Here is a 22,968-nt window from a genome sequence, read left to right as displayed (position 1 = left end):
CGCGCACAGCCGCCGCGGGCGCGCTTCGGTCGCGGCCGGCGGCGGTGTCGATGAGCGCTAAGGGATGTCGGCTTTTCGGCGGTCTCGGCCCGGGCGCCGTCACCGGCGCCGCTTGCGCGCCAGCTTTGGGGTGGGCTTGCTTTGCTCGGCCGCGGCGGCGGCCGCGGGGTCCAGCTTGGGTACGATGTTGTCCCGGATCCATTTTTCGTCCCACCACTCGATCGGCAGGACGGGAACTCCCTGGAGATAGACGCCGAAGTGGAGGTGGTCCCCCACGGCCAACCCGGTCTCGCCGGTTTTCGCGATGATCTGTCCTTGCTTGACCTGGTCGCCGACCTTGACCTCCGCGGAGCTCAGATGCGAATAGAGCGTCGACAGCCCCAGGCCGTGATCGATCATGATCGTGTTGCCGTAGATTCCCAGATCCCCGACGAACGACACGACGCCGGCGTTGGCGGCCTCGACAGGATACCTCTTGGTGACCGAGAGATCGAATCCGAGGTGGTAAGCCTTGTCGACGTTTTCCCCCTGGTAGACGTACGTCCTCGCATCCGCGAAGTTGGCCTCCACCTTGGAGTTGGAGAGCTGCCTGAAGGCCCCGCTCCAGAGCATGGAGCTCGCCGTCTTCCGGCCGATGGCGCGGATGCGGTCGTCGTTCTCCTTTCTCAGGTCGCGGTTGACCTTGAGGAAGATCTCGCGGGCGCCCGCCTGGCGCGCCCCGACATCGTTGAGCAGCGGCGCGACCTTGGACCGGATGAAATCGTCCGTGACGGAGATCACGCTCCTCTTGTACTTCACTCCCTTGAGCTCGTAGGCGAGGGGCACCTGGCGGGTGTTGCCCGCCCGGTCCGCAGCGATCAGGGCTGCTTTTTCGCTTTCGGGGACGTCGTAAGGATGGGCGAAAAAGGCGAGGTACGCGTCGGAGTTCCTGACCTGGCCCTTGTACCCCGGGAAAAAGTACGGTCCGACTTTGACGCCGCTGCTCACGGCGTCCGCGGAAACCCTGTAGACGATGAGGCCGCAGCCGCCGAAATTGACGTAGGGGTCGTCCGCGATCAGCTCGATGGCCGGGGGCGTGATGTCGATCGTGATTTCCTTGCGGACCACGGCCTGGTTGCCGCGGAAAAAGCCCCACCACGATCCGTCTCGAGCCGTGACAGTCAGGACCGCCGGTCCTTCCTTGAGCCCCGATAGCTTGGAGGAGAGGGCCACTGTCAGCCTTTTGCCCGCCAGCGGGCGCGCGTATTGCTCGGAGGCGAGCGTGTGGTCGGTGCCGGCCGATGACAGCACCACCGAAACCGACCTCAAGCCCGAGCCGCCGTCCGCGATCTCTATCTCGAGCGGGACGAGACCGAGGACGCCAGTGTCGGGCCGGATCCGGACCGAAGGCTTCGTCCATTCGAAGCGGGGGACGAGAAAGTACACGGCGGCGCCGAGCAGGACGGCGCACGCGGCGAGGAAAGTGGTCCGGCCCGGCACGAAGGACCGCCGCTGCCGTTTTCCTATTTCTATCCGGCTCATCGGAAACGACCGGCCTTGCTCCGTTCGCGTCGGCGCCCTGCGTCTCCTTCCGGGGACGGCGGAGACCGGACGGAAACCGCGCGGCGCCGCAGGGGATGTCGGCTATGCCGGGCGAGCGTTCGGAAACAAAACCGCAGGCCCAAGATAAATGCGAGAGCAGTCCCTGTCAACGCGAGCGGGAAAAATCGCGGGGAACAGGAGGAAGCGCTCAAAGCATGCCGCGATCGCTGAAGCTGAAATAGCGGCCGTGCCCGATGACGACGTGATCGAGCACGCGGATGCCCATGACGTCGCCGACTTCCTTGAGCCGGCGCGTGATCTCGACGTCCTCGGGGCTGGGCGAAGGATCGCCGCTGGGATGGTTGTGGACGAAAATGACCGCCGCCGCCGATTCGCGAATGACCGGGTTGTAGACTTCGCGCGGGTGAACCAGCGAAGCGGTGAGCGAGCCCTCGGAAATCTTCACTTCGCGCATCTTGCGGTTCTTGTTGGTGAGCAGCACCACGTAGAAAAGCTCGCGCTTTTGCCGTTCCAGGCTTTCGCGGAAGTGACGGAAGACGTCCTCGGAGGAGCGCAGCGGTTCGCCGGCCTCCCACTTCCGGCTTCCCAGCCGGCGCGCGATTTCCAGGCACGCCTTGAGCTGAGCGGTTTTGGCTGGGCCGATTCCCTTGATCTGCGCCAGCTCGGCCGGAGAAGCCTCGTCGATCCCCTTGAGCCCCCCGAACCGGTCGAGGAGCAGTCGGGCATGGTCCACCGCGCTTTGCTTCGCGGCCGCGTTTCCGTCCCGCAGGATGATCGCCAGCAGCTCGGCGGTGGTCAACGTTTCGGCGCCATGGGTCAGAAGCTTTTCCCTGGGACGGTCCTCGGCCGGCCAGGCCTTGATCGACTGATAGACGGCCATGGGGCACCTCGCGTGTCGTCGCCTGCGAAGAGGCAGCGGCTTTCGTCTATCATCGGCCCGGCGATCAGTTCAATACCCGCAGCGCGAGGCCCTTGAGGTACTCGCCTTCCGGATGGTGCAGGCTGACCGGGTGATCGACGGACTGGCCGAGGCGCTTCAGGACGGCGACGCGCCGCCGGGCATCGACGGCGGCGCCGAAGACAATCTTCTGGAAAAGGTCGGCGGAGACGTGCTGAGAGCAGGAGAAGGTGAGCAGCAGGCCTCCCGGTTTGACGCGGCGAAAAGCGTGGAGATTGAGAAATTTGTAGCCTCCGGCCGCGGCCGCGGCGTCGGCCCGTCGGTGCGCCAGCGAGGGCGGATCGAGCACGATGGTGTCGAAGGAAGCGTCGTCGGCCTTCAGGTACGAAAACGCGTCCGCCTTGATCAGCGTCTCATCGCCGGCGGGCAGCCCGTTCAGCTCGAGATTGCGCCGCGCGAGCTCCAGGGCGGGACCGGAGGAGTCCACCGAGATCACCTCCCGCGCTCCGGCGCGATAGGCGTAGGCCGAAAAAGCGCCGCTGTAGCAGAAGCAATCGAGAACTCTTTCCCCCGGGGCCAGCGAGCCCAGGAAAGCCCGGTTGTCGCGCTGATCGAGGAAGAATCCCGTTTTCTGCCCGCGCCAGACATCGACCTCGAACCGAAAGCCGTGCTCCTCGATCGCCAGTCGTTCGGGCGGAGCTTCTCCGGCCAGCACGCCGAGGGACGGCGGGAGCTCTTCTTCTTCGCGCACCCGCCCCTCGCTTCGCTCGAAGATGCCTTTGGGCGAGAGCAGTTCCGAGAGCGCCTCGACGATCCACGCCTTCAACGCCTCGATGCCTGCGGTGAGGAACTGGCAGACCAGAAAATCGCCGTAGCGGTCGACGATGAGCCCGGGGAGAAAATCGCCCTCGCCGTTCACCAGCCGCCAGGCGCTGGCGGACCGAGCCGGCTGGCGGCGCCGCAACTCGAGCGCGTCGAGGATCCGGCGACGGAAAAAGTCCCGGTCGATCGGCTCGTCCCGCCAGGTGAGGACGCGAACCCGGATCTGGGACTTCGGGCTGGAGAGCCCTCGGGCGATCCATTTGCCCGAATGATCGAACACCTCGGTCGTCGAGGGCGCCTCGGTGTCGCCGTGGGCTTTTTCGACGGCGCCGGAGAAGATCCACGAGTGGCCGCGCAGGACGGGAAGCTCTCTTCCCTTCTTGAGGAAGACCTTGAGCAACTATTCCTTTCGGATGAACGTCCCGCTCTTGCCGCCGCTTTTCTTGACGAGCCGGATCTCGCCGATCGACATCTCCCGATCGACAGCCTTGCACATGTCGTAGATTGCCAGGCCGGCGGCGGCCACCGCAGTCATCGCTTCCATCTCGACGCCGGTCCGGCCTCGGACTCTGACGATCGCCTCGATCTCCACGCGCGCCGGATCATCCGCGGGCGCGAGATCGATCTCGACCGAAGTCAGATTCAGGGGATGGCACATCGGAATCAGCTCGGGGGTCTTTTTCGCCGCCATGATTCCGGCGATCCGCGCGACGGAAAAGACGTCGCCCTTCTCGATCTTGTTGTCCAGGATGAGCGCCAGCGTCTCGGGCCGCATCCGTACGCTGCCGCGCGCGACCGCGACGCGGTCCGTCTCGTCTTTCCCGGAAACGTCGACCATTCGGGCGCGACCGTGCTCGTCCAGATGACTCAGCTTCGCCATGCCTTTCTTTTTACCGCGAATTTTTTATGTTACAAAGCCTCGATGGCGAAAAAAAGTCACTACCGGGTCATCATCCTGGGTTCCGGGGCAGCCGGGCTCACGGCCGCGATCTACGCGGCGCGGGCGAATCTCGAGCCGCTGGTCGTGGAGGGGCCGCAGCCTGGCGGGCAGCTCACCATCACCACCGACGTCGAGAACTATCCAGGCTTTCCTGAGGGGATCCTCGGTCCGGAGCTCATGGAGCGGTTCAAGAAGCAGGCGCAGCGCTTCGGCGCGGAGACGGTCTTCGGCGAGGTCACTGCAGTGGACCTTCGCCAGCAGCCTTTCCGGGTGACGGTCGGGAAGGAGACGCTTACCTGCGACGCTCTGATCATCGCCACGGGCGCGTCGGCCAAGCTTCTGGGTCTGGAATCCGAAACAAGGCTCATGGGACACGGAGTTTCCGCCTGCGCGACCTGCGACGGCTTCTTTTTCAAGGACAAGGAGCTGGTCGTCGTCGGAGGCGGAGACACGGCGATGGAGGAGGCGATCTTCTTGACGAAGTTCGCCTCGAAGGTGACGGTGGTTCACCGCCGGGACAGGCTTCGCGCCTCCAAGATCATGCAGGATCGCGCCGAGAGGAACCCCAAGATCTCGTTCATCTGGGACAGTGTCGTCGAAGAGATCCACGGAGACCCGAAGGCCGGAGGGGTAACCGGCGTCCGGCTGCGCAACGTGAAGACCGGGGAGGCCCGGGATTTCAAGTGCGACGGGGTTTTCATTGCAATCGGCCATGAACCCAACACGAGGCTTTTCGCCGGGCAGCTCGAGCTCGATCGGCTGGGCTACGTCGTCACCCGCGATGGCACCAGGACAAGCGTGCCGGGGGTTTTTGCCTGCGGCGACGTTCAGGACCGGGTCTATCGGCAGGCAGTGACCGCCGCCGGCACGGGCTGTATGGCCGCAATCGACGCCGAGAGATTTCTCGAGAGCCAATCCCACGAATCCCACAGCCGCCCGCAGCCATGAAGGAAGCCCTCGCGCCTTTGTGAGCTTTTTGCACATCGAAGAGGCGCGGCCGCGAGCCGATTTTGTCGCAGATTCGGCGGGGAGCCGGTCGCTCCCGGCCCGCGTGTGAAGTTCTCGAAGTCGCCGTCCGGCGACGTCGAGAAGCTGTGAAATCATTGCACACGGGGCGGCGCTCTTGCCACCGATGGTTCGGCGCCTCCCCTCGTAATCCCCCGTAATCCGCTTCGTTTCCGTCGCTGGCACGAGGATTGCCGCTTGCCAGAAATTCCCCTCAGGGCCTTCGTCGGCCCGAGCGGGACTGGCCACGGGCCCGGCTGCGGCTGCCGGTTAACCCGCGATAAATTCAGCAGCGGAGGGGGCGATGAAAAAAATCGGTCTTTTCTTCCTGACCGCTCTCCTGCTCGGAGCGGGTCCCGGTCGCGCCGCGCAGGAGCAACCCTTTTATCAGGGACAGTCGATCAAGGTTATCGTAGGGTTTACCTCGGGTGGCTTCTACGACCGCTGGTCCCGCTTGCTGGCCCGCTATGTCCCGAAATACATTCCCGGAAATCCAGAGATGGTCGTGCAGAACATGCCGGGAGCCGGCGGTCTGGTGGCGGCCAACCATGTCTACAGCGTGGCGAAGCCCGACGGGCTCACCCTGGGGATGCTTTCCTACGGGATGTATCTGGACCAGCTCGTCGGCCGTAAAGAAGTCCAGTACGACGTCCGGAAATTCAACTGGATCGGCTCTCCGGAACGGAGCGACGTCCTGCTCTACATGCGCAGCGACGCCCCCTACAAGTCGATCGAGGACATCCGCAACGCCTCCACGCCGCCCAAATGCGGCTCCACCGGCACCGCCGGGACGGATTACATTCTGGCCCGCCTCCTCGAAGACACTCTCGGGCTCAAGATCAACACCGTGCTGGGTTATCCCGGAGGAAGCGAGATCGACCTGGCGGTGGAAAAGGGTGAAGTCCAGTGCCGCGGGATGACGGCGGCCCCGTTTTTCGGGCGCGAGCCCTTCATCAGCTGGCGCAAGAAAAACTTCGTCAACGTTCTCGTTTTCGGCGGGACCAAGCGCGACGAGCGGATTCCGGAGACCCCCACGATCTACGAGATTTTCGACAAGGAAAAGACGCCGGAGGAAGGCCGACGGGTTGCCGACGTGATCCTTCGGGGCGGCGATTTCGGTCGGCCGTGGGTCATGCCTCCTGGCACCCCCGCCGAGCGCGTCAACATCCTGCGGGGCGCCTACGCCAAGGCGATGGCCGATCCCCAGCTCCTGGCCGAGGCAAAAAAAGGCAAGATGGAGGTTTCCCCGGTCACGGGCGGGGAGCTCCAGGAGCTGGCGGCCAGGATGCTGAGCCATCCTCCGGCCGTCGTCGAGCGGGTGAAAAAGGTGCTGGGCAAATAGCTGTCTGGCCGCCAGGCGGGTCATACCGGGAGGGCACCACCATGAAGAAGCTGGTTTCGCCGTCCTTTCTCTTGTTGCTGCTGGCCTTGCCGGTCTCGTACGGGTACGGCCAGGTGCCCTTCTATCAAGGAAAGACCATCACCATCGTCGCCGGCACGAAGGCCGGCGACGTCTACGATCTCTACGCGCGCCTGTTCGCGCAGCATTTGCCCAAATACATCCCCGGCAATCCGAACATCATCGTGCAGAACATGCCCGGCGCGGCGTCGATGATCGCCGCCAACCACGTCTACAACGTCGCGGCGCCGGACGGCCTGACCATCGGCGCGATCTTCCCCGCGCTCTATTTCGACCAGATCGTGGGGCGGCCGGAGGTGAAGTTCGACTGGAGCAGGTTCATCTGGCTCGGAAGCCCGGTGACCTCGAACCACCTGCTCTACATGAGGGCCGATACGCCTTACCGCTCGATCGCCGATGTCGTCAACAGTTCGAAGCCCCCGAAGTGCGGCGCGACGGGGACCAGCTCGACGGCCTACTACATTCCGAAGCTTCTCGAGGAGACGGTCGGAACCAGGTTCGATATCGTTCTCGGCTATCAGTCCGGGCAGGACATCGACCTCGCGGTCGAGCGGGGCGAGCTGGTCTGCCGATCGTTCACGGTGACCGCGTTTTTCGCTCGCGAGCCGTTCACGACCTGGCGAAAAAAAAGCTTCGTCCGCGTGTTGATGCAGACCGGGCGCAAGCGGGATGCGCGGCTGCCCGATACGCCGACGATCTACGAGCTCATGGACCGTTTCAAAACGCCGGCCGCCGGCCGGAGCCTCGCGACGCTGGTCCTCGCCGCGAGCCAGTTCGGCCGTCCGTACGTGCTTCCTCCCAACACTCCGGCGGAGCGCGTGAAGATCATCCGGGACGCTTTCGAGAAGGCGCTCAAGGACGAAGCCGTCGTCGCCGACGGGACCAGGAGAAAGCTGGAGTTCGACCCGACCTTTTCCGACGAGCTGGAACAGCTGGCCAAAGAGGTGACGAGCCAGCCGCCCGAAATCGTCGGTAAGATGAAACAGTTGCTGAAAAAATAAGCGGCGCGCCGAGAACGCAGCGGCGCAGCCGAGCCGGGAGGCCCCTTCGTGAAAACAGCCATAGCGGTGTTCGTGTGGTTTGCGGTATGGGTTTCCGTCTTTTCCGCCGCCGCCGAGGAGAGGGTGCGCGTCGGTTTGACGTCGCTTTCGCCGAGCACGCTTCCGGTTTGGGCCGCGAAGCGGCAGGGCTACTTCAAGGCGGAGAATCTCTTCGTCGAGCCCATCGTCTTCACCAGCGGAACGATCAATTCCCAGGCCGCTCTCGCGGGAGAGATCGACATCGCGCTCGGCTCGGGGACCGAGGTCTTCACGATCCGCCTCGCCGGCGAAGACGCGCGGTTCTTCTTCGGGATATCGAATTTCATGCCGTTCAAGCTGTACGTCAATCCAGCGATCCGCTCGCCGCGAGATTTGAAGGGAAAGAAGCTGGCGGTCAGCCGATTCGGCGCGCAGTCGGATTTTCTCACGCGCTACGCGCTCGCCAAGATGGGGCTGGACCCTTCCAGGGACGTGACCGTCTTGCAGATCGGGTCGACCCCGGCGCGGTACGCCGCCTTGAAGAGCGGCAGCGTAGACGGAACCATCATGTGGTTTCCCGTCACTTTGATCGCGAGCAGCGAGGGTTACCGGATGCTCGCCGACCTCAACGACATCATCGCCGACTGGCCCTACCTGGGGTACTACGCGATGGCCCGCGCGTTGAAAGAGCAGCGGGACAAGATCACCCGCTACCTCAGGGCTCACGTCAAGGCGCTGGAGTGGCTGCGGGCGGAACCGAAGGCGGGCGTGAGGATCCTGATCGACGACGTGAAAATCGCCCCGGAATACGCGGAGGCCGGCTACAAGGAATTCATGAAGTCGTTCGCGTTCGACGGTCGGATTCCGCTGGCGGGGTTCGAGCTTCTCATGGAGTCCGAACGCAAGAAGCTAGGCGGCAGATTCAAGGTCGCCGACTTCGTCGATGAGAGCTTCCACCGGCAGTTCGTCAGAAGATAAACGCCGCCTCTCTCACCGCTCCGGCGCCGGCAGCGGTCCCGCGCCCACGAGCTTCTTGAAAATCTGAATCACCTCGCGATCGCGCGGGATTTCCCGAATCGCTTTTTCGTGCTCCTCCGGCATGAGCGGGCTCGGGTCGTCGGCGGTCATTTTCCTGTATTCCTTGTGAAACTGCGGATCGCGGTACGTCTTGCGGAATGCCTCCTGCAAAACCCGCACGCGGTCTTCGGGAGTGCCGGGCGGAAGAATGAACGGCTGGCCGGTTACCCGAAAGGCGCGCTGCATCACGATCAGCTTGCGGTCGGTTTCGGATCGGGCGAAACTTTCGAGCTCGGGCAGGTGGCCGAGGCGGGGATGTCTTTCGTCCCTGGGAACGTTGAGAATCGCGTGAAAGTCCACCAGCCCCTTTTCCAGCCAGTCCAGGTTGCGCCTCAGGATGCTGTCTGCGCTGGTCGCTCGCGCGTCGATCTCTCCGCTCATCAGCGCGGGATCGAGCTCCGCGCCCCCGTAGCCGGTGACGAAACGCGGCTCGCTCAAGCGGAGAATGTAAGCGAAAAGGCGCCCCTCGTTGTACGTGGAAAAGCCGACGGACTGGCCGCCGATCCGGATTCCCTTCGCGGCGCGCAGCTTTTCTATCGTGGCGAGGCCGGCTTCCTTTCGGGTGACGAAAACCGCGTGATGGCTCTTGAAGGGCGAGCCGAGATAGAAGAATTTGTCGAGATCGTAGGATACGCCCTTTTCTCCGAGGACCGCAACCGAAACCATGCCGGAGCTCATGTTCCCGATGGTGAGCCCATCGGGGCGGGCCGAGTGAAAGAGATAATTGGCGGCTTTCCGGCTTCCCCCGCCGGGCATGTACTCGTTGACGATCGCCGGATGGCCGGGGATGTATTTCTGCAAAAACGGGATCAAGGGCCGGACCCTCATGTCACCGGTGCCGCCCGGGTCGCGGCCCTGAACGATGGTAATGGTTTTCCCCTGGAAGAAAGGGGTCTGCGCGGGGGCCGGTGCCGAGAAGAAAGTCCAGAAGGGTAAGAGAGCGACAGGCAAAGAAGCGAGCGTGAAACGAGAACGGCATAATCTGATCATCGCTTCCTCCTTCGGGGGCAGGTCTGGGCTTCGCTCGCCGCGACGCGCCCGACGCCGCGCTCGCTTCGGTCGAGACGCAAGCGCCGGGAGCTTCGATTTCCGCTACTTCAGGATCTCCTTCAGCCTGGCCACCAGCGACCCCGGCAGCTCGAAAATCTCCCTGACATTTCGCTCCAGCCCGGCGCCGTCGTCGGGGTTGATGTCGAGCTTGGCCTTCCTGGCGTCGGCCAGGAACTCCGGATCCCGCATGGTATCCATGTACGCCCGCCGCAGCATATGCACCCGCTCCGCCGGCGTGCCCGGCGGAAGAAAATAAGGGCGCGTGGAGGGCCCGTGAATCCGGGTGACGACGCGAATCAGCTTGCGGGCCTCCTCGGTCCTGGCAAAGTCGGCCGCGACCGGGAGATGCGGAAGCTCGGGGTGGGATCGGGTCGCCGCCTGTAAAATCATGACGACAGTCCCGGATTCCAGCTGTTCGCGCCAGGTTGACTTGAACGATTCCCAGGCGTTGCACACGCCGTCCACTTCTCCGGCATCGAACGCCAGCCGGATCGGACCGGTCCCCTTGTATCCGGTGACGATCTTGACGGGAAGCCCGATCGCGGCTCCGAGGACTTTCGGGATATCATCGGTGGCGCCTCCCGGGGCGACGCCGCCGAGCTTGACGGGCTTCCTCGAAGCCATCCAGCTCTCGAAGCTGGCAATCCCCGCTGCTCTGGAGAGCCCGATCAGGAAGTGATCCTGCGCCGGCACGCCGATGTATTCGAACTTGCGGGCATCGAACTCGATCGCAGGATTCTCCAAAAGCTGCTGGAGGAAAAGACCGCCCAGGATGTGGCCGATGGTCAGCCCGTCCGGCTTCGCGGCCTTGTACATATAGTTTGCCGCGATGATGCTCCCGGCGCCGGTCATGTTCTCGACCACCATCGTGGGGGTGCCGGGAATGTGCCGTCCCATGTGTCGGGCGATGACGCGGGAATAAAGATCGTACCCGCCCCCGGCCGCGAGGCCGACAACCAGGCGGATCGTTTTGCCCTTGTAGAAGGATTCCTGCGCGCGGGCGCCGCCGCCCAGCATGAAAAAGAGCGCGGCGGCAAACGCCGCGGCTCCGACGGATCGCTTCATGTCTGTCTCTCCCCGAGGCCCGGCGGCTTTGCTTTTTCGCCGCATGGCGCCCCGCTCCCTCTCTCAGCGCAGCCTGAATATGCCTTTCCAGAGTTTTTCGTACCTGGAGAATTGCTTGATGTCGTCCGGGCCGACCGCATAGATCTTCGCGGGGCGGAGCCTGTCGCGCGGCTCGACCTTCGGATGAGCCGGCGTCCGTCCGCCCGCCGCGTAGACTCGCTGCCCCTCTTCGCTCGCGGCCCAGCGCGCGAAGAGCCAGGCCGTTTTGGGGTGGGGGGCGCCCTGGGCGAGAGCGGTCGGGTTCACGGTCGCGATCCCTTCCGCCAGGAAATAGCCGAGTGGAGCTCCCTTCTTGATCCTTCGCGGGTAGTGGTGCGAATAACAGGTGAAGCAGGCCGCGGCCTGACCGGCGCCCAGGAGCTCCGCGAGCTGGGAATGTCCCTTGTGGAACTCGACTCCGTTGGCCGCGATCTTCTTGAGAACGGCGACCGCCTTCTCCTCGCTGTTATGCTTGTGCTTGAGCCCGATCAAGATCTCGGCGTCCCGCGGCTCGGCGATCAGCTTGCCTTTCCAGCGGGGGTCGGCGAAGTCGTCGAAGCTCGCCGGCTCGTCCCCCTTTTTCACGAGCTCGGTGTTCCAGGCGCCGATGAAAAAGATCATGTTGTTCGCCACCCAGTACGGGCCCTTGAGGTTCGGAGGATACTCGGCCGCTTCGGGCGGCAGCCTCTCCAGGACCAGCTTCTCATCGTAGAGCTGCACCAGGTTTTCGAGCGAGAGCTGGAAGATATCGGCGAAAACCCGGCCGCCCCGGGCTTCGGCGATGGCGCGCGCGGCCAGCTTGTCGGCCGTGGCGTCGATGTGGTTGATCTTGATGCCGGGAAAGCGCTTCTCGAAGGCGGGAAGGATCTTTTCGGCGTTGATCTGCGCGAGCGTGCCGTAGAAATTCAGCGTGCCGCCTTCAGCGAGCGCTTTCCTGTAGGTTTCGTCGAGGCTCTCGGCGCTCGCCGGCGCGCGGACGGCGAGCGCGAGCGCCGCCAGAAGCAGGAGCCGGAACCCGGGATGCCAGAGGATTACATGGATTCTCATGGGAACCTCCGACCATCGTCGCTCGCGGATGCGCGAGCGGTCCGTTTACAAAACGTCTCTTCGTTCCAGGACGGGTGCCTCCGAGTCCACTAGTTTCCCATCAACGAAAAGAGCTGCCCTTCGGGAAAGGGCAGATGGAGAAAGTAATCGAACAAGCCGTAAAAGATCGCGCCTGCGGTCAGGCTCAACGGAATGCTCACCGACCATTTCTCTCCGCCGGCGAGCCGGAAGTAGAGGAAGCTCGCGACCGGCACCGCGATGACGAAGCCCAGAAGCCAGATGGCGAGGAAGAAGCCCACGATCCAGGCGACGATCGCGAAGGCGCGCTTGCGCACGACCGAGGATTCGACCGAAGCCCCCCGGAGGGCGAGGGCCGCGCCTTCCTCGCGACGAAGAATCGTGAAGACCTCCTGGCCGAAGGCGAGAATGGCCAGCGCGAGGCACGGGATCCCGAGAACCATGGGGAAAAGGGCCGCGCGATCTTCCATCGGCCGGATCTCGTAGAACGTTTCGCGCAGGACGTAGCCGAACAAAGCGACGAAGAAAAGCGCGAAGAGCGGCCGGTAGACGGGGTTCTTGATCATGACCACGTCGAGCTCGGGCGCCGCCGGTTGCGCGACGGCCGGGCGGGGGCGCTTCTTTTCGCGCACGATCTGGCGAATGGAATAGAAGATCGCGCCGGCGATCAGAACCGCGATCAGCAGGACCCCGGGATGGGTGAGCCACCCGGCGCCGTAGGCGCGGGTCGAGATCCAGAAGTTTCGTTCGGTGATGGTTCCGAGGACCAGCCCGACCAGCAGGGGGGGGCGCTGCCAGTCGAACTGCACCATGAGCCAGCCGAGCGCGCCGAAGATCAGCACCATGATCATGTCGCCGAAGCTGTTCTTCACGGTGAAGCCGCCGAGGTAGATCAGCACGAGAAGAAACGGGATGAGAAGCGTTCCGCGGATGTTGGTGATCCGGGCCAGCGGGTTCAGGAACATGAAGCACGCGGCGACGGTGATGATGTTGGAGACGATGATGATCCATACGAAGGAAAAGGTCAGCGCGAGGTGCTTGGCCGGATTCAGCATGTCCGGACCCGGGACGATCCCTTGAATGAGAAAGGCGCCGAACAGGATCGCCGTGGAGACGCTGCTCGGAATGCCGAAAGCGACCGTGGTGATCAAGTCGCCGCCGCGGGTGGAATTGTTGGCGGCTCCAGGGCCGAGAACCCCTTCGACCGCCCCTTTGCCGAAGCGCTCCTTGTCGGGGGAGCTCTGGACCGCGTAAGCGTAAGCGACCCATTGCGCCGTGCCGCCGCCCACGCCGGGAAGGATGCCCACGTAGGCGCCGAGGGCGCTGCACCTGAGCACCAGCCACCAGTGGCGGAACGTGTCCTTCACTCCCTCCATGACGCCGCCGAGCTTTCCGACCTGCTCGCGGGAAATGCTCGTTCCTTTGACTGCCAGATCGATGATCTCGGGAATCGCGAACAGCCCGATGGTGACCGAGACCAGGTCCACGCCGTCCCACAGGAAGATCGAAGCCCCTTCTCCCAGGATGCCTTCGAAGGTGAAGCGTGGAACGCCGCGTATGGGATCGAGGCCGATCGTGGAGATCATCAGCCCGAGCCCTCCGGCCAGCAGGCCCTTCACGATGTTGCCGCCGCTCAGCGAGCCCACGAAGGTGATGCCGAGCAGCGCGAGCATGAAGAACTCGGGAGAGCCGATGGAGAGGACGAGGGGAGCGGCGATGGGGATCGCCGCCGCGAGGACGAAGGCGCCGAAGATCGCGCCTACCAGGGAGCTCATGAGCGCGGCGCCGAGCGCGCGTCCGGCCTCGCCTTTTTTGGCCATCGGGTGGCCGTCGACGATGGTCGATGCCGTGGTTCCCTCCCCGGGGACGCCGAACAGGATCGAGGTGATATCGCCGGTGGTCGCGGTCACGGCGTTCGATCCCAGGAGAAACGCGAAGGCCGAGGTCGGATCCATCTTGTAGATGAACGGCAGCATCAGGGCGAGCGTGGCAGCGCCGCCGAGACCCGGCAGGATGCCCACCCAGAACCCGATCGCGATCCCGACCAGCATGAAGCCGAAGGCCTGCTGCCCGGCCGCGCTGAGCGGCAGAATGTTCAGGAGCCCGTTGTAAAACGCTTCGATGTATTCCATCGAGAGGCCCCGAGCTACTTTTTCGGCTTGACCATCAGGAAGCTCAACAGCTCCCTGGCCTTGGGCGTGATCGACATGATCTGATCGACGTAGCGGTCGATTTCATCACCCGCGACGTAGGTGATCTCGAGCTTGGACTTCGTGGCCTCGGCCTTGAACTCGGGGTCTTGCATGGTTTCCGCAAAAGCCTTGCGCAGCGTCAAAAGGCGATCCCTGGGGGCCGCGGGCGGGAGCATGAACGGCCGCTGGAATTCGAACGTTCCGACCCAGGTCCGATAGGCCGACAGGTTGTCCTCACCCTTGATCACCTCGGGAATGAGCGGCAGGTCCTTCACTTCCGGGTCGGGCTCGCGCCTGTGAATGATAAAGGGGATCAGTTTCTCCTCGCCTGTGGCGTCGAGCAGGCTTCTGGCCGTGGTCCGCGCCGATTCCCAGCCCCAGCAGCCGCCATCGATTTCCTTTCTCCGCATGGCGACCAGGATCGGTCCGGTTCCCTCGTAGCCGCTGACGACCTTGAACTTCGTTCCGATCGTCTGGTTGAGGATCTTCGGCGTGTCGTCGTAAGTCGACCCAGGACCCGTCGACCCCATCTTGATTTCCCGGGTCGTGGCGAGCACGTCTTTCAGCGTTTTCAGTCCGGTGTGGGCCATGATGCTGCAGTGCGGCGTTCCCTTGGTCGGCGCGCCGATCCACCCGAACTTGCGGGCGTCGAACCTCATCGCCGGATCTCCGAGCGCCTGGCGCAAGACCAGGGCGCTGTTCCAGATTCCGACGAAAAGGCCGTCCGGCCTGGCGCTGTTGAAGGTGTAGTTCGCGGCCCGCAGGCTTCCGGCGCCGGTCATGTTCTCGACCACGACGGTCGGGTGGCCGGGGATGTGCTTGCCGATGTGACGCGCCACGGTTCGCGCCGAGAGGTCGTAGCCGCCGCCGGGGGCGAGGCCGACGACGAAACGGAGGGTCTTGCCCCGGTAGAACTCGTCGGCCCGCACGGGCGATGCGCCGAGGGCGAGGGCAAGGGCCGCCGCCCCGAGATAAAATCCCGCCTTCATGTTCGGCATATGCGCTCCTTACGGTGATCGGCGCGGTTGCAGCCGGCCGATCGGCCTATTTTTTCGGCTTGACCATCAGGAACTGCAGAAGCTCCTTTGCCTTCGGGGTGATCGCCAGCATGTTGTTCACGTGTTTTTCGATCTGCTCGCCGGAGACGTAGGTTACCTCGAACTTGGTCTTTTTCGCCTCGGCCAGGAACTCCGGATCCTTCATCGTTTCGGCGAACGCCTTGCGCAGGATCTGCACACGCTCGGGTGGGGTCCCCGGCGGGACGCTAAACGGCCGCTGGAACTCGTACGTGCCCACCCAGGTGCTGTAAGCCGCCAGCTTGTCGGGGTCCTTTTTGATGACTTCCGGGATCAACGGAAGATCCCTGGCTTCCGGATCTTCCCACCGGCGATGAATGAGGTAAGGGATCAGCTTGTCGTCTCCCTGGGCATCGAGCATGCTGCGCGCAGTCGTGCGCATCGACTCCCACGTCCAGCAGCCTCCTTCCACCTCGCGCCGACGCATCGCGACCAGGATCGTGCCGGTGCCCTCGTAGCCGGAAATCACGTTGAACTTCGTCCCGAGCGTGAGGTTGAGCAGCTTCGGAAGGTCGTCGTACGTGGAACCGGGACCGGTGGCGCCGACCTTGATCTCGCGGTTGGCGGCGAGGACGTCCTCCAGCGTCCTGAGGCCCGTGTAGCCCATGATGGCGCAGACCGGAGTCCCCTTCGTCGGCGCGCCGATCCAGTTGAGCTTGCGCGCATCGAGGCGCACCGCCTTGTCGCCCATGGCCTGGCGCAGCACGAAAGCGCTGTTCCAGATTCCCACGAACAGGCCGTCGGGTTTGGCGCTGCTGTAGGTGTAGTTCGCCGCGATCAAGCTGCCGGCGCCGGTCATGTTTTCGACCACCACGCCGGGGTTTCCCGGAATGTGCCTGCCGATGTGCCGGCCGACCACCCGGGCGGCAAGGTCGTAACCTCCGCCCGCGGCAAAGCCCACCACGAAGCGGATCGTCTTCCCTTTATAGAACTCGTCCGCTCCCGCAGGCCGCGGCAAGGCGAGCAGGACGGCGATCCCGCAGGCGGCCGTCGCTAACGAGCGTATCGATTTCATGACCATAGCCCTCCTCTGGACTTGCGTTGCGCGCGAGCCCTTGAGATCCGCGGAAGACCCCGCTCATCCGCGGGATCGCATCGGTCCGCCGAGACCTCGCCGATCGACGACAACGATCATCTTCAGTCGCGGGTTGATGTCCCGGAGGTTCAAGACGGTTTCGATCAGGTCCATCTTGTTTCCGGTCGAGACGAGAACGGCCGTGTCGAAAGGCGCTCGCAAGCTCTTGCTTACGGCGCTCGCCCCGTCGTGAACCTTCGTCACCCTACAGCCCGCTCGGGCGAGCGATTTCTCCACCTGCCGGCATCGACCGGAGCAAACCAGCAGCGTTCTGCCCAAATTCCCAGCCATTCAACGAACCGGGCCGCACCCTGCTGCCGAAATCGACCGGACCCGGAGCGCTGATTCCGCAATCGCAGTGCCAGCACTCGGCGGTGGGAAGGTATTATTAAGGCTTGAATATTACGCCGGTTTTCTAGATGAGGCGGGAGCGTACGGGCCGCCGTGTGCACAATCTCACAAGGCGGCTGCGGGGCGTGTACAGATCCGTTACACGAAAGAGGGCGCGGGGGTATGCCTCAAGGGACATTGAGGCCGTGCTTCTTCAGCTTGTCGTACAGAGCCCGGCGGCTGATCCCGAGCTGCATGGCTGCTTGCTTCTTGTTTCCTTTGGTCATGGCGAGCGTCATCAGGATGTATTCCTTCTCGACGGCCTGGAGGGACATGCCCGGATGAATGGGAAAGGAGCGTCCGGAATCGAGGACATCGCCGCCGGCCGCAGTGCGGATTCGCAAAGGCAGAAGGTCCGGCGTCAGCTCTTCTCCCTTCGCCATCAACACGGCCCGTTGGATGACGTTCTTGAGCTCGCGGACGTTTCCCGGCCAGCTGTATCGCCTGAGACATTGCCAGCTCTCCGACGTCACCACGCGCACCTTTTTCTTATAAATGGCGTTGAAGTGGGGCACGAAGTGGTTCGTGAGGAGCGTGACTCCCCCCGGCCGCTCCCGCAGCGCGGGTACGTGAATATGAAAGACGTCGAGCCGGTAGAAGAGGTCTTCCCTGAATTTTCGTTTGTGCACGGCCTCTTCGAGATTTTCATTGGTCGCCGCGATGACCCGCACGTTCGCGCAGAGGTCTCTTTCCCCCCCGACGCGACGGAAGGTCTTGGTTTCGAGCACCCGGAGGAGACTCACCTGGGCCTTTTCATCGATGGTGCTGATCTCATCGAGGAAGATCGTCCCGTTGTGGGCTTCTTCGAAGCGGCCCCTGCTGCTCTCGACCGCGCCTGTATAAGCGCCTTTTTCCCGCCCGAAAAGCTCGGCCGCAATCAGCTCGGAGGAGATCGCCCCGGTATTGACCGCGATGTAAGGCCCGTTCCGCCGCCGACTTCGCCGGTGAATTGCGGCCGCCACCATATCCTTGCCGGTTCCCGTCTCGCCGGTGATCAGAACGGATATGTCTTCGGAGGCCGCTTCGAGGATCCTCTGGAAAACCTCTTGCATCGGCAGGCTGATCCCCAGCATGCCCTCGAACTCCAGCGGAATCTGAGTTTCGCTACGACCGTTGGATTGCCAGGCGGCCTGCTGGTGAAAGGCCTGGGTGATCAGCGCCGAGAGCTCGTCGTAGTCGACGGGCCGCGTCAGGGTGTGGTGGGCATAACCGCGGAGGTGTTCGAGGCGGATGGGGCTGTTCCCCTGGTCCGTGACGACGATTATGTAGGTCTTGCTGGAGTCATCCTTGGCAAGCAGATCGAGAAACTCAAGTCCGCGGGATTGCTCAGTCCTTGATCCCGACGTGTCCCACACCAGGACATCGGAGTTCGACACCCGGAAGCGCTCCATCGCTTCGGACACCGAAAAGGCCCGCTCTACCGAGACGCTTTCCGGCGAGAAGCGCTGCTGGAGCAAGCGGTGGATCTGACCGCTTTTTTCGACGACTAGGACTTTCGGCATAGCTCCGGCGGCCACACCCTTAACAATTCTTCGGGTTCAAGTCCAGCCGAAACCTCGGGGCGCCTCCGCTCCCCCGGAAACGGCCCCGGTGAGCCTGCCGGAGTCATCCGCCCGGGCCCGCTGACCTGTTAGACGCCGTTTTCGCGCGAGTTCAGGCGGCGGTGGACAGAGGGGGGATTTGAGGACGATGCTGCAGCTGTGGCTTTCCCGCACGGCGATAAACGGCTCCCGGACCCGGGCTTCTAAACCGGCACCCGTGCAGAGATTACTTCCCGGCACCCCTACTTTTCAATACCCGCCCCGGGCTCCCTTCGGACGCTCACCGCGGGCCGGTGCCCGAGCTTTAGTAATTCCGCGCGCAGGAACTCGCGGCTTTTTATCTCCCTGCCGTCGGGGTAGCGGATCGTATAGGGTTTGCCCGTGGTCCCCGAGAAGCTTGCGACCTTGTCAATGAACTCCTCCACGCTGCCGATGTCAGCCTCGCGCGCCTGCCATTTCCTTCGAAGAAACGCTGCCGCCACGCTTGCGCCGTAGACGCGTCCGTTCCGAACGAATTGAACATCCGTCAGTTCACCGACGCGGCGGATGAGCGCTTCGATGCGTTCTCGTTCGACTGGGGGAAGCGTACCCGCGAAAAGATGTGATGAGAGAGAAGAAACGAAAAGAAAAAGGACGGCGGCGGCGCCAGCGATTTTCATACGACAGGTGCCTTCCTCCCGAGCAGTTTTGTCGGCCGAGCCATCGCCAGGTGACTTTTCCCTTTGAGGTCTTTCAGTATCTCGCGCGCCGCATAGCATCCGGAAAGGCCGGTCACGGCGCCGCCGGGATGGGTGCCGGCGCCGCAGAGATAGAGACCGGCCAGGGGAGTGCGATAGCGCGACCAGCCCGGCAGGGGCCGCATGAAAAAGATTTGATCGAGCGCGAGCTCGGCGTGATAAACATGGCCCCCCGTCAACCCGAACTTCTCCTCGAGGTCCGGCGGCGCCAGGACCTGCCGTTCGAGTATCAGATCCCTGAAGCCCGGCGCATACTCCTCGACGAGGTTCAACGCGGTCTCACCGAGCGCTTCGCGGTGCCGCTCCCACCCGCCCTCCCGCAGGCGATAGGGAGCGTACTGCATCCAGATCGACATGACGTGCTTGGCCGGCGGCGCCAGGCCAGGGTCGCTGAGGGAAGGGATCGTGATCTCCAGAAAAGGCTCGGGCGAGAAGCGGCCGTACTTGGCCGCATCCGCGGCCCGCTCCAGGAAGTCGAGCGCCGGGCCGATATGGATGACCCCGGAAAGGCGTTTGGCGGCGTCGGCGGCGCCGAGGCCTTTGAAGCGCGGCAATCCGTCCAGCGCCAGATGGATCTTGGCCACGGTTCCTTGCGAGCGGATGTTGCGAACGTCCAGGAGAAAGTCCGGATCGAGATGAGACGGGTCGACGAGCCGCAGGAACGTCTGTTTCACGTCCACGGCCGAGACCACGACGGCGGCGTGAAACTCGTCGCCGTTGCGCAGCGCCACGCCGGTGGCGCGGCCGTCGGAGACGAGAATGCGGTCGACCGGGCTTTCGGTTCGAACTTCCGCCCCGCGGGACTGAGCCGCGCGAAGGAGGCCTTGTGCAAGGCCGCCGGTTGCGAGCCTCACCGAGCGAAAGGCGCCGGCGGGCTGGCCCTGGAGCTGGTGCAAAAGCGCGCACGCGGTTCCCTGGGCTCGCGGGCCCACGCTTCCGCCCAGGAGCGCCGGCGCGGCCAGTGCGGCTTTTACGATCTCGGTCTCGAACCACTCGTTCAAGAAATCAGCGACGCTCAGCGGGAGGAACCGCAGGAACTCCTGCAGCCGGCGCCGGCCGAGCCGCTGCAGCTTCCAGCAGAGCTTTGCGAGCCGGGCGAGCTCGCGCGCTCCGCCGGGAATGCGGGCGGGCATCGGGCCGTCGGTTAGAAGCCTGAATGCAGCGCCGAGTCGCTTCATGTGGCCGATAAAATCGCCGATCTTCGCGCCGTCCGCGCGCGAGAAGCGCGCGACTTCCTCCGCGAAACGCGCGGGATCGGAGGGAATCGTCAATGCGTCCCCGTCCGGAAGCGGAGCGAACAGGGGCGGATCGAGAGGTAGGAGCTCGAAGCCGTGGCGGCCGAGCTCGAGCTCGCCGGCAACTCGCGGGGAAAACGATCCGCAAAGGTGTATGCCCACCGGAGCCCGAAATCCGGGGCAAATTTCCTCATCGGCGAGCAGCCCTCCGACTCCGTGCCGCCGTTCGAGGACCAGGACTTTCCTGCCGGCTCCGGCAAGGTAGGCCGCCGCCACCAAGCCGTTGGATCCGGCACCGATGATAATCGCGTCGAATGACCCCATCAGTCCCAGAAGCCTTTTCGATCCTTGAGAATTTCCAGAGCCGCAAGCCTTCCAGAAGCCGCCATGACGCCTCCGCCGGGGTGCGTCGCCGCGCCGCACATGTACAGGTTCTTGATCGGCGTCCGGTATCGGGCCCATCCCGCGGCCGGACGCAGGAAGAAGAGCTGATCCAGCGTAAGCTCCCCCTGGAAGATGTTGCCCTCGCTCAGGCCGAACTCCTGCTCGAGGTCCAGAGGAGTGATGACCTGGCGATGGAGGATCAGGCTTTTCAGGTTCGGGGCGTATTCGGCCAGCGTGTCGATCACCGTATCGCCGAACTCCTCCCGCCGCTCCGCCCACGTGCCGCTTTTCAGGTGATAGGGCGCATACTGAACGAAGATCGACATCACGTGCCTGCCCGGCGGGGCCACGGATGGGTCCAGCGTCGAGGGGATGACGATGTCGAGATACGGGCGGCGGGAGAACTCGCCGTACTTCGCCTCGTCGTAAGCCCGCTCGATGTAGTCGATGCTCGGGCTGATCGAGATCGCGCCGGCGAGGTGCGGTCCCCTGCCCGGGAGCGATGCGAAACTCGGCAGGCCGTCGAGGGCAAGGTTGACCTTTGCCGACGAGCCGCGGATCTTGTAAGCCTCGATGCGCCGGCGAAACTCCTCCGGAAGGTCCCGCCTTTCGACCAGCTGCAAAAAAGTTCTTTTGGGGTCGACTCCCGAGACGACCGTTCGGCTGCGGATCTCTTCGCCCGAATCGAGCACGACGCCGCAGGCCCGGCCGTTCCTGGTGAGGATACGGTCGACCTGAGCCCGGGTGCGGATTTCGGCGCCGAAGCGGCGCGCCGCCTCGGCGATGGCTCCGCTGACGGCGCCCATTCCGCCGCGCGGCAACCCCCACGCGCGAAACACGCCGTCGAGCTCCCCCATGTAATGGTGGAGCAGGACATAGGCGGTGCCGGGAGAGCGCGGCCCCATGAAGGTTCCGATGATGCCGCTGGCGGACATGGTCGCTTTCAAGGCTTCGGTTTCGAACCACTCGTCGAGAAAATCCGCGGAGCTCATCGTCATGAGCTTGAGGAGGCGGTAGAGCAGCGATTCTGGCAGGGCCGTGAAATGTCGGGCGATGCGTGACCAGCCCAGGATCTCCCGGGGGCTCCATGACCCCGGTTGCGGCGGGGCCATGCCGAGCAAGGGCTTGACCGCCATCGCCATCTGCACCATGAGCTTGCCGTACTCCTCGTAAGCCTCGGCGTCCGTTCGCGAGTGGCGCGCGATCTCCCGGCGTGTCTTGGCGTGATCGCCCCAGCGCACCAGGTAATCGCCGTCGGGAAACGGGGTAAACGTGCTGTCGAGCGGGATGATCTCGAGATCGTGGCGCGTAAGCTCCAGCTCGCGGATCACCTCCGGACGCAACAGGCTCACGACGTAAGAGCAGACGGAATATTTGAAGCCCGGATAGATCTCCTCGGTGACCGCGGCTCCGCCGATGACGTGGCGCCGCTCGAGCACCAGAGTCTTCCACCCGGCCTTGGCGAGGTAAGCCGCCGCGGTGAGGCCGTTGTGGCCGCCGCCGATCACGATCGCGTCGTAGTGAGTCATGGCGGGATTGGCTTAAAGCGCCATTCTTGGTAATTTTACCCCCCAAGTCAACGAGAGCCGCCTGTCCGGACCGCTCGCCATGCCCATTGGAACCCCCTTCCACTCCAGAACCACCGCCCTCTCGGCAAGCCAGAACTGGCGCGACTGGTCCGGATATTTCGCGGCGGGCTCCTACGACGTCGTCCACGATTACGAGTATCACGCGATCCGCAACAGCGCCGCTCTGATCGATGTCTCGCCGCTTTTCAAATACGACGTCGAAGGCAAGGATGCGTCACGCCTGGTGGACCGCGTCATCACGCGCGACGCATCGAGGTGTGCCGTGGGACAGGCCTTGTACACTTGCCTGTGCAACGGTGCGGGCAAGGTCATCCAGGATGGAACGGTCTTTCGCCTCGCGGACGATCGTTTCCGGTTCCACCTCGCCGACCCGGCACTCCGATGGCTGAAGCTCAATGCCGCGGGGCTGGAAGTGTCGATCCGGGACGTCTCCGAACAGATCGCGGCGCTGGCCCTGCAGGGGCCGACTTCGCTGGCGATCTTGAAACAGGTGGCAGGCCCGGAGGTCGAAAAGCTCAGGTTCTTTCGGTTTTGCTCTTCGGAGATCGCACGGACGCCGGTGATCGTCTCCCGCACGGGCTATACGGGCGATCTCGGTTACGAAATCTGGCTGCCTTCGGCGTCGGCGGAGGCGGTCTGGGACGCCTTGATGAACGGCGGGGAAGCGTACGGCATCAAGCCGGCGGGGATGCTCGCTCTCGACGTGGCGCGGCTGGAGGCCGGTTATATCCTGATCGAAGTCGACTACGTCAGCGCCGCAAAGGCCCTGATTCCTTCCCAGCTCTACTCACCGTACGAGATCGGTCT

20 protein-coding genes are annotated in these 22,968 nt (G+C 63.9%); 5 read left to right on the top strand and 15 right to left on the bottom strand.

The window, feature by feature from the left end:
• Positions 1-99 precede the first annotated feature (99 nt).
• The 4 genes from VNN77_04360 to moaC form a co-directional block, all read right to left on the bottom strand.
• On the bottom strand, positions 100-1,521 hold the full coding sequence (locus VNN77_04360; GenBank protein ID HXG50626.1) for a M23 family metallopeptidase: 1,422 nt from the start codon (positions 1,519-1,521) through the stop codon (positions 100-102).
• Between the two features lie 208 nt (positions 1,522-1,729).
• Complete coding sequence (gene radC, locus VNN77_04355; protein HXG50625.1) at positions 1,730-2,422, bottom strand: DNA repair protein RadC; 693 nt, start codon at positions 2,420-2,422, stop codon at positions 1,730-1,732.
• A 64-nt stretch (positions 2,423-2,486) separates the two neighbouring features.
• Positions 2,487-3,662, bottom strand: a complete 1,176-nt coding sequence (locus VNN77_04350; GenBank protein ID HXG50624.1) for a class I SAM-dependent rRNA methyltransferase — start codon at positions 3,660-3,662, stop codon at positions 2,487-2,489.
• Positions 3,663-4,142 (bottom strand): cyclic pyranopterin monophosphate synthase MoaC, encoded by a 480-nt coding sequence (gene moaC, locus VNN77_04345; GenBank protein HXG50623.1) that lies wholly within the window; start codon positions 4,140-4,142, stop codon positions 3,663-3,665.
• Positions 4,143-4,184: 42 nt separating this feature from the next.
• Here moaC and trxB point away from each other — a divergent pair, with 42 nt between their 5' ends.
• The 4 genes from trxB (at position 4,185) to VNN77_04325 (ending at position 8,624) form a co-directional block, all read left to right on the top strand.
• On the top strand, positions 4,185-5,150 hold the full coding sequence (trxB, locus tag VNN77_04340) for a thioredoxin-disulfide reductase (GenBank protein HXG50622.1): 966 nt from the start codon (positions 4,185-4,187) through the stop codon (positions 5,148-5,150).
• 361 nt (positions 5,151-5,511) lie between these two features.
• Positions 5,512-6,549 carry a tripartite tricarboxylate transporter substrate-binding protein gene (locus tag VNN77_04335; protein ID HXG50621.1) on the top strand — a complete coding sequence of 346 codons (1,038 nt, stop codon included), beginning with the start codon at positions 5,512-5,514 and terminating at the stop codon, positions 6,547-6,549.
• A gap of 41 nt (positions 6,550-6,590) precedes the next feature.
• Entirely contained in the window at positions 6,591-7,628 is a 1,038-nt protein-coding gene (locus tag VNN77_04330) for a tripartite tricarboxylate transporter substrate-binding protein (GenBank protein HXG50620.1), read from the top strand.
• Positions 7,629-7,676: 48 nt separating this feature from the next.
• Complete coding sequence (locus VNN77_04325; protein HXG50619.1) at positions 7,677-8,624, top strand: ABC transporter substrate-binding protein; 948 nt, start codon at positions 7,677-7,679, stop codon at positions 8,622-8,624.
• A 12-nt stretch (positions 8,625-8,636) separates the two neighbouring features.
• Here VNN77_04325 and VNN77_04320 read toward each other — a convergent pair whose 3' ends face one another.
• From VNN77_04320 to VNN77_04270, 11 genes are all read right to left on the bottom strand, one after another.
• On the bottom strand, positions 8,637-9,536 hold the full coding sequence (locus VNN77_04320; protein HXG50618.1) for a hypothetical protein: 900 nt from the start codon (positions 9,534-9,536) through the stop codon (positions 8,637-8,639).
• A gap of 279 nt (positions 9,537-9,815) precedes the next feature.
• Positions 9,816-10,838, bottom strand: a complete 1,023-nt coding sequence (locus tag VNN77_04315) for a tripartite tricarboxylate transporter substrate-binding protein (GenBank protein ID HXG50617.1) — start codon at positions 10,836-10,838, stop codon at positions 9,816-9,818.
• A gap of 63 nt (positions 10,839-10,901) precedes the next feature.
• The gene (locus tag VNN77_04310; GenBank protein ID HXG50616.1) at positions 10,902-11,924 is read right to left on the bottom strand and encodes an extracellular solute-binding protein; all 1,023 of its coding nucleotides are present in this window, start codon (positions 11,922-11,924) and stop codon (positions 10,902-10,904) included.
• 89 nt (positions 11,925-12,013) lie between these two features.
• On the bottom strand, positions 12,014-14,074 hold the full coding sequence (locus VNN77_04305) for a tripartite tricarboxylate transporter permease (protein ID HXG50615.1): 2,061 nt from the start codon (positions 14,072-14,074) through the stop codon (positions 12,014-12,016).
• 14 nt (positions 14,075-14,088) lie between these two features.
• Entirely contained in the window at positions 14,089-15,132 is a 1,044-nt protein-coding gene (locus VNN77_04300) for a tripartite tricarboxylate transporter substrate-binding protein (protein ID HXG50614.1), read from the bottom strand.
• Between the two features lie 46 nt (positions 15,133-15,178).
• Positions 15,179-16,225, bottom strand: coding sequence for a tripartite tricarboxylate transporter substrate-binding protein (locus VNN77_04295; GenBank protein HXG50613.1), 1,047 nt, complete (start codon positions 16,223-16,225; stop codon positions 15,179-15,181).
• Positions 16,226-16,288: 63 nt separating this feature from the next.
• Positions 16,289-16,576: a hypothetical protein gene (locus tag VNN77_04290; GenBank protein HXG50612.1), complete on the bottom strand. Its 288-nt coding sequence runs from the start codon at positions 16,574-16,576 to the stop codon at positions 16,289-16,291.
• A 227-nt stretch (positions 16,577-16,803) separates the two neighbouring features.
• Complete coding sequence (locus VNN77_04285; protein HXG50611.1) at positions 16,804-18,177, bottom strand: sigma-54 dependent transcriptional regulator; 1,374 nt, start codon at positions 18,175-18,177, stop codon at positions 16,804-16,806.
• A 281-nt stretch (positions 18,178-18,458) separates the two neighbouring features.
• Positions 18,459-18,875, bottom strand: a complete 417-nt coding sequence (locus VNN77_04280) for a DUF5329 family protein (protein HXG50610.1) — start codon at positions 18,873-18,875, stop codon at positions 18,459-18,461.
• Positions 18,872-20,512 (bottom strand): NAD(P)/FAD-dependent oxidoreductase, encoded by a 1,641-nt coding sequence (locus VNN77_04275; GenBank protein HXG50609.1) that lies wholly within the window; start codon positions 20,510-20,512, stop codon positions 18,872-18,874. Before VNN77_04275 ends, VNN77_04280 begins: the two co-directional genes overlap by 4 nt.
• Positions 20,512-22,101 (bottom strand): NAD(P)/FAD-dependent oxidoreductase, encoded by a 1,590-nt coding sequence (locus VNN77_04270; GenBank protein ID HXG50608.1) that lies wholly within the window; start codon positions 22,099-22,101, stop codon positions 20,512-20,514. The genes VNN77_04275 and VNN77_04270 overlap by 1 nt, the downstream gene beginning before the upstream one ends.
• A 79-nt stretch (positions 22,102-22,180) precedes the next feature.
• Here VNN77_04270 and VNN77_04265 point away from each other — a divergent pair.
• Positions 22,181-22,968 (top strand): aminomethyltransferase family protein (locus VNN77_04265; protein HXG50607.1); only part of this gene is annotated, 788 nt, incomplete at its 3' end.

The organism is Candidatus Zixiibacteriota bacterium (genome assembly GCA_035574315.1).
Taxonomy (GTDB): domain Bacteria; phylum Desulfobacterota; class Binatia; order UBA9968; family UBA9968; genus DATLYW01.
Note: the sequence above shows the minus strand (reverse complement) of the source record. Positions and strands in the feature narration are given on the sequence as shown.

Bases quoted from the DNA above. Each gene is read 5' to 3' on its own strand.
- VNN77_04360 (HXG50626.1), bottom strand. From the start codon at position 1,521: ATGAGCCGGATAGAAATAGGAAAACGGCAGCGGCGGTCCTTCGTGCCG.
- radC (HXG50625.1), bottom strand. From the start codon at position 2,422: ATGGCCGTCTATCAGTCGATCAAGGCCTGGCCGGCCGAGGACCGTCCC.
- moaC (HXG50623.1), bottom strand. From the start codon at position 4,142: ATGGCGAAGCTGAGTCATCTGGACGAGCACGGTCGCGCCCGAATGGTC.
- trxB (HXG50622.1), top strand. From the start codon at position 4,185: ATGGCGAAAAAAAGTCACTACCGGGTCATCATCCTGGGTTCCGGGGCA.
- VNN77_04335 (HXG50621.1), top strand. From the start codon at position 5,512: ATGAAAAAAATCGGTCTTTTCTTCCTGACCGCTCTCCTGCTCGGAGCG.
- VNN77_04330 (HXG50620.1), top strand. From the start codon at position 6,591: ATGAAGAAGCTGGTTTCGCCGTCCTTTCTCTTGTTGCTGCTGGCCTTG.
- VNN77_04315 (HXG50617.1), bottom strand. From the start codon at position 10,838: ATGAAGCGATCCGTCGGAGCCGCGGCGTTTGCCGCCGCGCTCTTTTTC.
- VNN77_04310 (HXG50616.1), bottom strand. From the start codon at position 11,924: ATGAGAATCCATGTAATCCTCTGGCATCCCGGGTTCCGGCTCCTGCTT.
- VNN77_04305 (HXG50615.1), bottom strand. From the start codon at position 14,074: ATGGAATACATCGAAGCGTTTTACAACGGGCTCCTGAACATTCTGCCG.
- VNN77_04300 (HXG50614.1), bottom strand. From the start codon at position 15,132: ATGCCGAACATGAAGGCGGGATTTTATCTCGGGGCGGCGGCCCTTGCC.
- VNN77_04295 (HXG50613.1), bottom strand. From the start codon at position 16,225: ATGAAATCGATACGCTCGTTAGCGACGGCCGCCTGCGGGATCGCCGTC.
- VNN77_04290 (HXG50612.1), bottom strand. From the start codon at position 16,576: ATGGCTGGGAATTTGGGCAGAACGCTGCTGGTTTGCTCCGGTCGATGC.
- VNN77_04285 (HXG50611.1), bottom strand. From the start codon at position 18,177: ATGCCGAAAGTCCTAGTCGTCGAAAAAAGCGGTCAGATCCACCGCTTG.
- VNN77_04280 (HXG50610.1), bottom strand. From the start codon at position 18,875: ATGAAAATCGCTGGCGCCGCCGCCGTCCTTTTTCTTTTCGTTTCTTCT.
- VNN77_04275 (HXG50609.1), bottom strand. From the start codon at position 20,512: ATGGGGTCATTCGACGCGATTATCATCGGTGCCGGATCCAACGGCTTG.
- VNN77_04270 (HXG50608.1), bottom strand. From the start codon at position 22,101: ATGACTCACTACGACGCGATCGTGATCGGCGGCGGCCACAACGGCCTC.